The following is a 13041-nucleotide window of genomic DNA, read 5'->3' as shown; positions in this document are numbered from 1 at the left end:
CGATTCACTTATACAGCTTGGTCCATGCCAAACCATTCGCAACGAGCAGCACGAGGATATATGCTAACATGCCATAGGGAAGCGTGCTGCTTGCATAATGCAAACCGCATAATCCGCCCACTACAATGAAGAAAAGCAGCACCCACCAGCCGTCTTTCTGCTGAGCCATATTAAACGCCTGAGAGAACGGCGGAGTGCGCAGAACTGCCTTGGCTGATAAAGGAATCAACACCAAGCCGGTAAGGAATACGATGAGAACATCCGGGATAATCCGGCTTCCGAACAGAATCAGGAATATGACCGCGTTCACAGTGAAGAGCGGCAGGAACATTTTGACCGCAAAAGCCTTTAACGCCCCTTGGTATAATGGATTCATGCTTGGCATCGGGGCTGCGCCAAACAGCCAGAAGGCTTTGGGCTTGCCTGAGAATTTCAGCATCATAACGACCGTTACAATCATAATAAGCATCGTGTGCAGTACATAGTACGACGATCCCTGGCTGATTTCGGTCAATGAGGAGTTGCGGATTGTGGAGACAAAAAATAAATAAGGCAGTAACACGGACAATCCGAGTGTTGGATACACTTTAAGCTTAAATTCTCTCTCATTCTTCAGCATGCTGGCAGATAATCGGAAACAAGCCTGCTCCGTGCGCGACCGGCATACCAATTTGGCCAAGAATCTGTCCAATCGCCCGCGCTCCCGCCCTTTTCCCGCTTCGCTGTAAGCCAGCTTCTCCAGATGCTGCTCGAAAGAAGGAATATAACGGACATAAACGATCATAAGCACAATCGGTACCAATACAGCCAGCAACGAGAGAACGGTCAGCCATCCGCTCCCCTCGCCAAACAGCCACTCATACGGAGCCGCAAACCACACCGGCGGAAGCAGAATCTGCCACCAGGCCGGCGTAAATACCAAATTGAAATCAATCAGATCAAAGGAACGGATCACAAACTGATAGCCAATGGCCAGCGCGGCGGAAAGCCCAATCTGTACATAATTGATCAGATCCTTCAGTTTCTCTCCATCCCAATACTTAAGCAGCAACAGATAAACCAAGGAAGTGCTCACCAGAATGAGCATATTCATCAGAATTAACTCCAGGATATAGATCAGAAAGAACAGCACGCCATGCTTGATCAATCCCACGACCAGAGAGCCTGCTGAGAGTGCCCCGGTAAGCAGCAGCAAGTAAATTCCAGCATGAATCGATCTCGCCAACCCGACCGTACGACCGTCGATCGGCTTTGTCATCAAAATGCTGCGGTCGCGCACATCAAGCAGCACGGAAGAGAAATCTGAAATCATGGAGCTCATGATCAAGAACATTAGGATCGCAGACAGGATGCTCATCGGCATTAAATATTCCGGATCGCTCCAGAACACAAACGGCGTCAGGACAAGCCCGATTAAGCCGTACAGCCAGAGGGAGCTGACAAACAGGTTCTTGTCCTGCTCTTCTTCTTTCTTCCTGTTGCTTGAAGATAATATGACAGGTGCACGCCTCGAATCCATCAGCAATTTGACATGGAGGATCCTGCGCAGGGTTGCATAGTCGACACCCATTCTCGAAATAATTCCCTGAAAGCGATCCAGTATCTTCAGCATTCGAAACGATGATTCCAATCCCCCCATATCAACTTCCCTCCCGAACGATCGATACGAACCGTTCCGCAATACGGGCATGGTCATGGAACCCCGTCAGCTGATTAAACACTTCTTCCAGGGACCCCTCATGGGAATGCTGTTGTAATTCTTTGAACGTTCCGTCTGCCACTACCCGGCTGTCAGCAAGCAGGATGATCCGGCTGCTGATTTTCTCAACGACGTCCATAATATGTGAGGAATAAAAAATCGTCTTGCCCTGGGCCGAGAGTTGAGCCAAAACTTCCTTGACCACCATCACGCTGTTCGCATCCAGCCCGCTTAAGGGCTCATCCAGAAACAATAGATCAGGGTCATGCAGCAGGCTCGAGATCAGCAGCACCTTTTGCCGCATTCCTTTTGAAAACGTAGCGATCCGCGAGTGATAGGCCTTTTCCATGTCCAAACATTCCATCAATTGCTTCGCCTTATCATCCGCTGCATCATATGTAAGTCCGTACAACTCGCCTATAAAGGTCAAATACTCGGCAGCCGTTAACTGATCGTACAATTCGGCCACCTCGGGGACATATCCGATTCTCCGTTTGTAATCGATATTCCCATCGGAAATATCCTGACCGAATATGCGGACTGTCCCCGTGTACCCCTCAACCAGCCCGAGCATGATCTTGACCGTCGTGCTTTTCCCCGCTCCGTTCGGACCGATATATCCAATCATCTCGCCGCGGCGTACCTCCAAGTCGATACCGTTCAGCACATAACGATTATCATATTTCATGCGCAGGTCTTGAATCCATAACACTTCATTTTCGGACATGATATGATTCTCCATTCCCTCATTGACTTCACATACCTACCTTATTATGGAAGTAGGGGAAAATCAACCTTTTGACGCATACTCACTCTGCAGTATCCCCATATGCACGATGTCATGCCAGACGCCATTCCGGTACAAGCTCTGCCTGGAGCTGCCCTCGTGGACAAATCCGATTTTTTCATACAGCTTGATCGCTTTATGGTTGAAGGAAAATACTCGCAAGCTTACCCTGTGCAGATTCAGTTCCAAAAAAGCATAATCGAGCAAAAGCGTCATCGCTTCAAAGCCGTACCCTTTGCCCCAAAAAGTCTTTTCGCCAATGTCGATGATGCACTCCGCATTCCGGTTCTTGGTATCGATATGAACCAATGACATGATGCCGATCGGTCTGCCGGTATCCTTCAACAGGATCAGATAGCTCTTCGAGGAGGAAGAGCCCAGGATCACATGCTGAACGAAGTCCTTTGTTTCCTCCAGTTGATAAGCATCCAGGCAAGGACTGGTGGATTGCATCACTTCGAGATCATTACGCCAGGTATGATAAAGCTCCGCGTCATTCATCGTCATTTTTCGACATGTCAATCTAGCAGAATTAAATAGCATCAACAAGCACCCTTTCCATAATCATGTTTCTATTGATATCGGATCTAACATTACGCAGAGAGATTGGATGAACGTTTCCAGCTGCTCCGGTACGCAAGTCATCGTCGGTCCGAGCTGGAAGGTATCCAGCATAAGTCCGTTCAGAAACGAGATCATATATCGCGCTATGGCTTCCGGTTCCAATCGGGGCCGAAACTCCCCTTGCTCCTGACCTTTCCGAAAGACCCGTCCCATGGCCTCAACAGTCAGTTGATATCGTTCGGTTATATAGGGATAATCCTTCCTGGCATGAACATAAGAGGAAGACAGGAAAAATTCTGCCCTGGCCAATACAAGCGAATGCCGGATTAGCGATAGATCACCCTGCTGTTTCTGAACCCAGTCCATCAACTGATTCCATATCGGATATTGCGGATCCGGTTCAAAAAAACGGAGCGTCTCTTGGTCGTCAAAACGCAGGACCTCTATAAATACATGCTCCACATTATCAAAATACGCATACACGGCTCCGCGGGACATGCCCGCTTCATCCATAATGTCCTGCATCACGGTGCGGGCATAGCCCTTTCTGATAAAAACGCGCCTGGCCGCCCTCAATATTTCATGCTTCTTCTCCTGTTTGTATTCCTCACTAACCCGTGGACACATGAGTCATCACTCTCCCGCCCTTTAACATGAATAGCGATTCCACGAACTTCACCTTTGCATAAACGACATCAGTGTCGTTTTAAACTTATTTTATCATAAACGACACTGGTGTCGTTTTCAAGCGGCATCTGTGTTCAACACGAAAAGCCTCTTGAAGAAATCCCCTCTCCTCCTTATATTTCTCTTTGAAAACAACTTGTTCTATTTTTCCGCTTATGCACATTTCCGTCAACATTCGCGAATAGCTGCATATATATGGGGGAGAACGAAAAGAGGTGATCGGACATCATTAAGGGCATCAGCCGCATACTGATCTTCACCTTACTGCTGGTTTTCTTTTTCCCCGTCGTATCCCATGGCGCTTCCGGACAGAAGCTGGACAGTAAGTACAGCAAGTACGCACAGTTTATCGTTATTGATAAATCCACCAACAAACTGACGTATTATGAAAAAGGCAAGGTCATTAAAACGTTTCCCGTCGCTACAGGCAAAAAGCCCTCCTATACGCCAGAAGGCCTGTTCAAAATCCACGAAAAAGTGAAAAACAGACCTTACTACAAGGAAGGCATCAAGGGAGGAGACCCCCGCAATCCGCTAGGGGATCGCTGGCTCGGCATTAATGTGAAAGTAAACGGCAGAGTCAGCTACGCTTATGCCATTCATGGAAACAACAACGCCAACTCGATCGGAAAATACGTATCGGCAGGTTGTATACGGATGCATAATAAAGACGTACGCTGGCTCTACGACAAAGTGAAAATGAATACCCCCGTCCTCATCCAAAAATAAGAGCGCAAAAAAGCCAAACACATTCATGTGTCTGGCTTTTTTAAAATTTAGCGTTTACGATCCATACTCCGCTCCGAATTCAATGATATTGCGGTCTGGATCCAGCACGAAAATCTGGGCAAAGCCGGCAACGCTGTCGGGATTAGCCACATACTCGACATTCATTCGGTCCAGCCATTCCTTCGTCTCGCGGTAGCTTTTCACCCAGATCGAGAAATGCCCGTCCGTCGTATCGATTCCGCGCTCCCGCAGCGTATCACTGATGGGATGCTCCAGCAGATGAAGCTGCTGGTCTCCGACAGCGTACCAGACACCCTTGGAGGCAAACGGCGGTCGCGGCAGCTCCTGAAACCTCAGCACCTCCGAGTAAAACACCTTCGCTGTCTCCAAATTTCGTACGGCCAAGCTGACATGGTGCAGTCTTTCAAATTGAATCATGATTCACACCCACCCATAAACGGAATCGATCATCGTTCATATTGTCTGACAGCTTTATAATATTGTCCATCCATTTCAACCAAGAGCACCTTCTCAGCAGGCGCCCCAGCCAACTGATAGATGGCCGTTCCGACAGGTAAACTGCTATCTCCATCTTCCAACCGTACTCCCTCTGGAGCACGATGATCCGCAACGTCCGCATGATCGATCTCGCGGCTCACTTCTCCAAGCTTGGTTCCGGCTTTAAAAGAAGGAAGCACGGCATGCCTCAATACTTTGTAAGAGTTTCCACCACTCCATACAACAAATCCCTCGCTCCATTGCGCAGGCTTACTATTTGCTGCTTTTTCCTCGGGTTGTATTTGTTCCGATGAGCCAGTTACATTAACCTCACTCTTCTCCACGACTGCTGTGGAATTCAAAGTCATCGAAACGACCATTGCAGTGACAATCATCAAAAAGTATTTCATTCCAAGACTCTCCTTCCATTTCTTTGAATAAAGGTATGTAACCATCTTGTATAGGATAACTTATACATTATATTTGAATCAACCATCTAAGGGGGGAGTTAACCATGGACATCCATTCGGAGGAATATAAAATTGCCTCACTCAATGGGAATGAAGGTACCTTGAAAGCGATTGAAGATGCTGAGACCAAAATTGCCGAGCTTACGGGCAAAGATATCACCCTGATTGCTTACGAGAAAGACCATACCCAAGAGAAGAATCAATAATCAAGCCGAGTAAAATAAAGAGCTGCCCTCCAACCGTCCATGGGGACTGACCCCCATTAAGACCTAGGAAGAGCAGCTTTTTCTTTTCATTATGCAAGACAGCAAGGCCCGATCCTTGTAACTCGGAATCGGGCCTTGCTGGACCGGGATGTGATGTTCCCAGCCGTAACTAATAAATGTTTACTTGACCGAAACTTTAACGCCGAGTGTCACGATTTCGTGAGGCTTAACCGGCAGCGTGAAGCTTTCTTGATCATCAAAGCTTTGAACCGTTCCCTCAACTTCCAGAATAGAGCTCTTATAAACGCCCTGGGAAGGTAGAGAAGATTTCAGCTTCAGCTCTGTATCCGTGCCCGCCATATTGAACCAGCGCAGCATCAGATCCCCGGTCTTCGGATTCACTTTCAGGGAAGAGAACGCAAGCTCTTCATGGCTCCATTCAAGCGGTGCGGAAGTCGATGCGACGGCGCCGGCATGGACTCCGGTCTGTGCAACCGTCCATGGAATTTGGAACTGGTACGCCTCAGCGTATGCGCCTGACTTCATGCCGTCTCCCTGATGCGGAATGACCTCCATACGTACGGTATGAACGCCGATGCACTGAGCCTCAGGTGTAGGGAAGTACCCCCAATCACCGAGCTCGCCTACGGAACGAAGCAATGTAACGGCGATGGTATTCCGGCCGTCACGCAGGACTTCATATTCATTCAATCCCTGGTTAGCTACCGTCAACCCTGCAGTAGCCGTCGTAACGTCAACGAAAGCCTGTTGGTGAGCCGTATAACTCGGGTTCTCCCATTCGGCAGCAGGTTCGTTACCCCGCGTTGCCACCTCAAACATGGAATCCACGTTGTGTGACGATGCCTGCAGATCCGTTGGGAACAATGCACGCACCCGATGATCCTTCGCCTGATTATCCATCGTCGCTTCAATCTCCACGCCTTTGCCGCTGCGGTTCAGACTGACCACGGTACGAATGCGCATGGGCACCATCTCGCTCGATCTTTGCGCTTTGCGGTTTGGATAATATACAAGCTCATGCTGCTCTTCATCCAGCTTGCTGTCGGCCATAGCCGGAATGGACCAGTTATGAACGATTTCAATGGATGCGCGGTAAGGCGTATCTTCCAGAACCGAAATTTGGGCGGTTTGGCCTTTCGTGGTCAATGCCGCTTCGCCATCCGGCTGTTTGTACATATATTCGTTACCGATATCTCCGGTATTTTCATAGACGCCCAGATCGCGGTATACTTGTCCGTTCTTTTTATCCGTCAAGGCGAAGGAACCGTCCCCTTGGATCTCAACCTTGATCAGCTCATTCTCCATCACATTGGCATTGCTGATTAAGGATTCAACCTCCGCAGGCTTCACTTCACTCTTCACCCAAGCATAAGAAGTCAATCCCATTGCCGGAATTGCGCTTGCCTCGAAGGTGAGTCTCACACGACGGCACATATACGGCTGGCGGAAACGGTCGTCCGGCAGATCGTACCCGAACTGAAGACCCAGATCCTCAACGGTGCAAGGCACAGCTTGTCCTTGAGCGTTAACCAGCACGCGGCCGGACAAGTCGATTTCCTTCATCCGGCGGCTGGTTTCCTCCAAGGAGTAACCTTCCCGGAAATAGAGCCGTTTCGCGTCCAGCTCGATGCTGACCGTACCGCTGCGGCTCCAACCCGTCGTATTGAATACAACAAGCGGCAGCGGATCGGATCCCCACTGCTCGAAGGCGCTCGTGTCAACGGCATCTGCAATGACGCGAACGCTGTCGTCCACGATATTTTCAGCCACATGTGCGCTTTTCTCAAAGCGGGTAACCATTTCGCGGTGAACTTCGTCCACGCTGCAGCCGCAGATGCTGTCATGCGGATGATTCTGCATCAAGGTCTTCCATGCGTAGGTGAACAGATGATGCGGATACTCCTTGCCCAGCAGGCTCGCGTAGGATGCAAGCGGTTCGGCCACTTTTTCGAGTAAGGTCTGGCCGCGCTGGTTCATCTGCTTCAGGTACACACGTGCCGAAGCGGTATTCACGAGCGTTCCCCATCCATCGGTACGCTGACTGCGCAGCTCTCCTTTTACGGAGGAAAGATCCTGCGGCAGCTTCTTCCGCACGGCTGTCAGATAATCGTCAAAATTGGAATGAATAAACTCCGTATCCGGATACAGCTTCTTCGCTGTACGGATGCCTTCCGGAAGATCAGTCTGTATCGGCTGATGGTCACACCCGTTCATATAGAGCAGCTCAGGCGTGGAAGCATACTTCTCGGCATCCGCCAGCTTGCGGTCCCAGAATGCCTTCGCTTCCCCTTCATCAACGGGAACCTCGTTACCGTTACTGTACCAGTTGGCAAACAGGATGCCCAGCACCTTGGAGCCGTCCGGACCTTCCCACATTAGCTCTGAGAATGAGGACTCATAGCCGCTGTCGGAGACGGTATTGTTAAAGCCCGTTGGCTTCACGCCCCGGCCGAAAAAGGCATTATCGATGCCGGACTGCAGCATCAACTGCGGTATTTGGCCTGTAAGTCCAAATGTATCGGGAAAATAACCGATTTTGGCAACTGTGCCGTATCGCTCGGCATCCTGGTGTCCGATCTGCATATTTCTCACGTTGGCTTCACTGCTTGTCAGGTAGGCATCCTGCAGAATGTACCATGGACCGATCATAATGCGACCATCCGTGATCAGCTTCTCCAGCTGCTCCTTCTTCTCGGGTCTCACCTGCAAATAATCTTCGATAATAATCGTCTGGCCATCAAGGAAAAAGCTGCGGTACTCCGAGTCCTTCTCCATCGTCTCAAGCAAGCTGTCCATGAGCTCGATCAGCCGCACATGGTGCTTTTCATACGGTAAATACCACTCGCGGTCCCAGTGAGTATGCGAAATAATATGTGCTTTTCTGGATTGATCCATCGTTTGCTTAGTCCCCCTTATGTTAGCCCTTCGATACCGTGATTTCGACCTCATCCGGACGGTACACCGATAACAGGTCACCGCTCGCATCAACTGCAAACAAGACCGAACGATCCGCTTCCAGCACGAATGAATAGATGAGGCCTGTGGAAGGATCCTTCACCTCAACGTTCGTGTCCCACGATTGCTCCGAGCCGAATACGAAGAGAGCTCCTTCTTCGAACGTTACCTTGCGTCCATATACGCCGGAATGTTCTCCGCCTTGATGCCAGATCAGTCCAGTGTCGGCAGCAGACAGCTCCAATGCATACCGATATAAAGCCGAAATAGTGTCGATTCGATCATTCATTTCTACGGGAAGCGGGCTCCAGAGAAGACGCCCTGCTCCAAGCTTCACGTCCACGATAGAGTCGCCGGCCAGATCAGCCGGTTTCGCCCCGCTGCCTGCCGGAATTTCTTTGCTCAGCTCGGCAATCTTCCGATGGCCATACGATGCAGACCATGTAGTATCCCCAATGCGCAAGCTTTCTTCCCGGCGCACATTCGCCAGCTTTCTCTCGCCCAGCTCCTCGGTCATTCGATCGACCTGATGCCAATATGCATCCAGACTGATAGGACCTGTCAGAAGCAGCGTAGCTCCCGTTTCCTTCACGATATCCATCAACTCGGCAAACGCCTGGTCATCTACATTGTGCGCGCTCGGCAGAATGACGAACTTCACTGGATGGTTACGCAGCGAGCTTAAATCATATTCCCCGACAGCGCGGAATGGCACGTTCAGCTCGTAAGCAAGTGCGCGCGTCGCCTTGGTCGTTGCTTCAAAAGCGAGCTTACGGTTCGAGAAATCGTTCGAATAAGGGAAGATGACCGCGGTCTCTTCAAGCTTCCGGCCTTTAAACATATCCCGGATGCCTTCCATGAAAGCGCCGAAATCATACGACACATCCGCTTCCGGTTTCTCCGTGCCGTCAGCTCGGACAGCTCCAATATGCGATTCATTGGCATTGTCCATGTAGAAATTCGTGTTCCAGATCCAATGAATGGCTCCTGCGCCCCCTGTTGAGAAGGCGTAAGCATACTTGCGCTCCAGCAAATTCCGCAGCTCGGCTTCGCTTCGCTTCGCCCGGCCATCCGGTGTCTCCACGTACATGATGCCCGTTTCCTGAATCAGGTTCGGTTTATCCGGCGTTTTGGCAAAGATGCCGTCCCAGATCAAATAGTCGTTGAACCACCAGGAGTGGACCGTCGTATAGTCTACGGCTTCGGCATAGAAGAACGGAGATGGACGCTGTGCGCCAAGCGCCTCGTCCTGTCCAACGGTAACCATATGATCCGGACATACTTCTTTGATATCGTCATATAATTCCTTGGCCCAGCGGTTATGCATGTCCATGGAGAACAGTGCGTAATCAAGCCATTGGGTGCCTTTTTTCCCTTGATGCATGTCTTGAACGTCAAAATTGATGACTTGAGGTTCCGGCGGAACCACGGAGTCAAAACCCGGCAGCTGATCGGCTGTCATATTCCAGCGTTCCTGCAGACGTTCAATCGAACCATGGCGCTTCTTCAGCCAGTCGATATAAGCTTGTTTCTCGAATGGATCCTTTGCGGAACGCGGTCCGTCCGAGAAAATCTGCGGCGGATCAAACATGGATGGCTCGTTAATCAGATCCCAGTCCACATTCTTCGTATCTTTATGTCTACTAATGATGGAACGTATGAAACGCTTCTGCGCTTCCACACTTCGCGGATCTAGGTAAGGATTTTGACCTTCCCAAGTCTCCGGGGTGAAGGAGAAGAACGTGAATGTCACCTGCAAATCATGCTTCTTCGCCGTTAACAGGAAGGCGTCAATCGAACGCAAAACCTCTTCGGATGCATGACCGTCCACCTGCATAATATTGCGGTATGCGGTCCAGATACCGGTACGAATCCAGTTGATGCTCGCATTACGCATCTGTGCCATATCGCGGTCCCATACATCCGTGTTCGGAAGGAACAGGAACTTACGCGCTACATCGGAGGTCATGTAAGTCATCCCGACAACAGGCAGCGGGCGGCCATCCTTGATGAAGTAATCCCGATTGCAGGTTACAGGCGTTCCCGCCTGCAAAAGCTCGGAATCTGTTCCCCAGAACCCTTGTCTCAGCACGCGGATTTCTCCATCCGGTCCTTCAGCTTCACATACGACACGATAGGATCCAGGCTTGATATCCAGCAAAACCGGAATGCGCTGCACATGAAATTGTCCGGTCACATCCACCGTCTCGGAATGATGCCATGATAAGGACTCATCTTGGTCGTGCTTGACGGAGATGCGGAATGTCCAGCTCTGCGGCTCTTGTACGGGTAAGCTCCGGCCAAGACGTTGTGCCTGCAGGGTCAGAATCGCGCGCTCGCCGGACTCGTAGGCCGCATAATTCGGCTTGATCCACAGCTCGGTGATGCCCTTTGCGCAGAATGCCGCCCAGCGCCGTACCTCATCTCCTCCATCCTGTTCCCAGAAAGAGGCTGAGAGAGGCTGATTCACAAACATCCAGCGTCCGCCCAAGAAAGGTCCGCCGACGTTTTCCCACAGAACGGCAGGAGCCGCGACTTCTCGTCCCTTCGCCGTGGTCCCCTTAAGAAGCGGATAAATCCGTGTATCCATCGGCCCGGCCGATCCCATCTGATGCGGCAGGTCACTGCTTTTGGTGACATGCGGAACCAGGTTCCACGTATCGCGGACGGATAACCGCTCACGGCAGTTCTCCATAACCGGAATAACATCACTTGCAGTTAAATGGTCGACGCGTCCGCTGTCTACTGGCAGCACCTCGTGAATGTGGAGCTGCTGGTGGTATGCCGTCTGTTCATGCTCCACCACCCAAGCGCCATCCTCCATACGGACAGGGCGTTTGAAGGGGGCACCGCCTACGCTGACAAGACCGCCGCCATTTCTCAGAAAGCCCAGGATCGCTCTCCAGGCGCTTTTCGGGAAGTAAGGCGCATGCAAATTGACAAAGCTTGCGCCCTGTCCACCTGCAGATTCCAGCGCTTCAGCCAAATCCTCAGCACGACACACGACATCGAATGCATGCAGGGCCGCCGCGCTAGCCGGCAAACCGGCAGCTTCTGCTGCCGGAAAGGACGGATCGTAGAATACAATCAGACGCCCGCTCATAGAATACCTGCTTTCATCGCCTGATACACCAATTGCGAGAAGAGGCTGTTGGACCAGGCAAACCAAGATCTAGTAAAGACTTTTGGATCGTCGGCATGGAAGCCTTCATGCATAAAGCCGGTATCGGCATCGGTCGCTTCCAGCAGCGCAATCATCTCCAGCTTCTCTTCGGCCGTCTGTGCCGTTATTCCCTGCATGGACAAGGCCATATGCCAGATGTAATCCGGCGGTGTATGCGGACTGCCGATTCCTTTGGCAACAGCGCCCTCGTAGTAGAAAGGATTCTCTTTGCTGAGCGCAAACCGTCTGGTATTTTGATAGATCGGATCATCTGCAGAGCAATACCCCAGATAAGGGATGGACATGAGTCCAGGGGTTCCCGCATCATCCATCAAGCAGTAATTCCCGTAACCGTCTGTTTCATAGGCGTAGATGGGTCCAAACTCCGGATGGCGGTAGATGCCGTACAACTGAATCCCGTGATCCACGTCGGCTTCGAGTCGTTTCAGCTCATCGAGCAGCTTCATGTCCCGGAATACCCATTCCGCGAATTCCTGCATTTGACGCAAGGCGACAACGGCGAACATGTTGCCCGGAATATTGTAGTGGAAGTCGCAAGCGTCATCGCTTGAACGGAAGCCGGACCAGATCATGCCCGTATAATTCACCGGCATGCCGAGCCCGTTATTGCGCAACGAATCCGTTGGAATTCCGTTATCCCGCGTGAAACGGTAAGGCGATTTCTCGAAATGGTGCTGCTCGGTTTTAAACAGCTCGATGATCTTGATCATAGCCGACTTGAAGTTGGCGTCGAACACATCCGTAAGTCCGGTTTCCTTCCAGTACAGGTAGGCCAAACGAACGGAGAAGCATAGCGAATCAATCTCAAACTTGCGCTCCCATACCCATGGGGACATTTCGGTTTCGTCGGTTGTATTCCAATGCCAGTCATTCGCCGATTCATTAAAGGCATTGGCATAAGGATCGATATGAATATATTGAAAATGGCGTTTGATCAATCCGCTTAAAATCCGCTGCAGCTGCGGATCATTCTTCGCAAACGGAATGTAATGGATCACCTGTTCTACCGAATCGCGCAGCCACATGGCCGGAATATCACCGGTAATCACAAATGTCGTGCCATCCTCCATCAGTTTGGTTGTTGTCTCCAGCGTGTTCGGGAAAGTGTTCTTGAACAGCTGAAGCAGCTTTGGACGGTGCGCAAGCTTTTCTTCAGCCTCTTGCAGAACCGCCTGAATCGATTGCGGCAGCTCAAGCTCCGGCATTGGTATTTTGGGGAGTCTGAATTGTTCCATGGTTGT

11 protein-coding genes are annotated in these 13041 nt (G+C 50.8%); 2 read left to right on the top strand and 9 right to left on the bottom strand.

What is annotated here, in order from left to right:
* Window positions 1-4 precede the first annotated feature (4 nt).
* From MKY82_RS10115 to MKY82_RS10100, 4 genes are all read right to left on the bottom strand, one after another.
* Window positions 5-1639 carry a hypothetical protein gene (locus MKY82_RS10115; protein ID WP_339296042.1) on the bottom strand — a complete coding sequence of 545 codons (1635 nt, stop codon included), beginning with the start codon at window positions 1637-1639 and terminating at the stop codon, window positions 5-7.
* 1 nt (window position 1640) lies between these two features.
* Window positions 1641-2426, bottom strand: a complete 786-nt coding sequence (locus MKY82_RS10110; protein ID WP_220686008.1) for an ABC transporter ATP-binding protein — start codon at window positions 2424-2426, stop codon at window positions 1641-1643.
* Window positions 2427-2489: 63 nt separating this feature from the next.
* Window positions 2490-3029: a GNAT family protein gene (locus MKY82_RS10105; protein WP_194541712.1), complete on the bottom strand. Its 540-nt coding sequence runs from the start codon at window positions 3027-3029 to the stop codon at window positions 2490-2492.
* Between the two features lie 21 nt (window positions 3030-3050).
* On the bottom strand, window positions 3051-3677 hold the full coding sequence (locus tag MKY82_RS10100) for a TetR family transcriptional regulator (protein ID WP_194541711.1): 627 nt from the start codon (window positions 3675-3677) through the stop codon (window positions 3051-3053).
* A gap of 285 nt (window positions 3678-3962) precedes the next feature.
* Between MKY82_RS10100 and MKY82_RS10095 the strand changes: the two genes are divergently transcribed.
* A complete protein-coding gene (locus MKY82_RS10095) occupies window positions 3963-4466 on the top strand; it encodes a L,D-transpeptidase (RefSeq protein ID WP_339296657.1) in 504 nt (167 codons plus the stop codon).
* Between the two features lie 54 nt (window positions 4467-4520).
* Here MKY82_RS10095 and MKY82_RS10090 read toward each other — a convergent pair whose 3' ends face one another.
* Window positions 4521-4904, bottom strand: coding sequence for a VOC family protein (locus MKY82_RS10090; RefSeq protein ID WP_194541710.1), 384 nt, complete (start codon window positions 4902-4904; stop codon window positions 4521-4523).
* 29 nt (window positions 4905-4933) lie between these two features.
* Entirely contained in the window at window positions 4934-5374 is a 441-nt protein-coding gene (locus MKY82_RS10085; protein WP_339296041.1) for a hypothetical protein, read from the bottom strand.
* Window positions 5375-5478: 104 nt separating this feature from the next.
* On the opposite strand from MKY82_RS10085, the gene MKY82_RS10080 reads away from it, so the two are divergent.
* Window positions 5479-5640, top strand: coding sequence for a hypothetical protein (locus MKY82_RS10080; RefSeq protein ID WP_194541708.1), 162 nt, complete (start codon window positions 5479-5481; stop codon window positions 5638-5640).
* 180 nt (window positions 5641-5820) lie between these two features.
* Here MKY82_RS10080 and MKY82_RS10075 read toward each other — a convergent pair whose 3' ends face one another.
* From MKY82_RS10075 to MKY82_RS10065, 3 genes are read right to left on the bottom strand one after another with little or no spacing between them, the layout of a single operon-like run.
* Window positions 5821-8556, bottom strand: a complete 2736-nt coding sequence (locus MKY82_RS10075; RefSeq protein WP_339296040.1) for an alpha-mannosidase — start codon at window positions 8554-8556, stop codon at window positions 5821-5823.
* 22 nt (window positions 8557-8578) lie between these two features.
* Window positions 8579-11719: an alpha-amylase family protein gene (locus MKY82_RS10070; protein ID WP_339296039.1), complete on the bottom strand. Its 3141-nt coding sequence runs from the start codon at window positions 11717-11719 to the stop codon at window positions 8579-8581.
* Window positions 11716-13035 carry a glycoside hydrolase family 125 protein gene (locus MKY82_RS10065; protein WP_194541705.1) on the bottom strand — a complete coding sequence of 440 codons (1320 nt, stop codon included), beginning with the start codon at window positions 13033-13035 and terminating at the stop codon, window positions 11716-11718. Before MKY82_RS10065 ends, MKY82_RS10070 begins: the two co-directional genes overlap by 4 nt.
* Window positions 13036-13041: the final 6 nt, after the last annotated feature.

Origin of the sequence: Paenibacillus sp. FSL W7-1279, assembly GCF_037969845.1 — a bacterium.
Classification (GTDB): domain Bacteria; phylum Bacillota; class Bacilli; order Paenibacillales; family Paenibacillaceae; genus Paenibacillus_AQ.
Note: the sequence above shows the minus strand (reverse complement) of the source record. Positions and strands in the feature narration are given on the sequence as shown.

What these genes read in the sequence shown, in the direction of transcription:
- MKY82_RS10070 (WP_339296039.1), bottom strand. Translation starts at nt 11,719, where the DNA reads ATGAGCGGGCGTCTGATTGTATTCTACGATCCGTCCTTTCCGGCAGCA.
- MKY82_RS10100 (WP_194541711.1), bottom strand. Translation starts at nt 3,677, where the DNA reads ATGTGTCCACGGGTTAGTGAGGAATACAAACAGGAGAAGAAGCATGAA.
- MKY82_RS10110 (WP_220686008.1), bottom strand. Translation starts at nt 2,426, where the DNA reads ATGTCCGAAAATGAAGTGTTATGGATTCAAGACCTGCGCATGAAATAT.
- MKY82_RS10075 (WP_339296040.1), bottom strand. Translation starts at nt 8,556, where the DNA reads ATGGATCAATCCAGAAAAGCACATATTATTTCGCATACTCACTGGGAC.
- MKY82_RS10065 (WP_194541705.1), bottom strand. Translation starts at nt 13,035, where the DNA reads ATGGAACAATTCAGACTCCCCAAAATACCAATGCCGGAGCTTGAGCTG.
- MKY82_RS10115 (WP_339296042.1), bottom strand. Translation starts at nt 1,639, where the DNA reads ATGGGGGGATTGGAATCATCGTTTCGAATGCTGAAGATACTGGATCGC.
- MKY82_RS10105 (WP_194541712.1), bottom strand. Translation starts at nt 3,029, where the DNA reads ATGCTATTTAATTCTGCTAGATTGACATGTCGAAAAATGACGATGAAT.
- MKY82_RS10090 (WP_194541710.1), bottom strand. Translation starts at nt 4,904, where the DNA reads ATGATTCAATTTGAAAGACTGCACCATGTCAGCTTGGCCGTACGAAAT.
- MKY82_RS10085 (WP_339296041.1), bottom strand. Translation starts at nt 5,374, where the DNA reads ATGAAATACTTTTTGATGATTGTCACTGCAATGGTCGTTTCGATGACT.
- MKY82_RS10080 (WP_194541708.1), top strand. Translation starts at nt 5,479, where the DNA reads ATGGACATCCATTCGGAGGAATATAAAATTGCCTCACTCAATGGGAAT.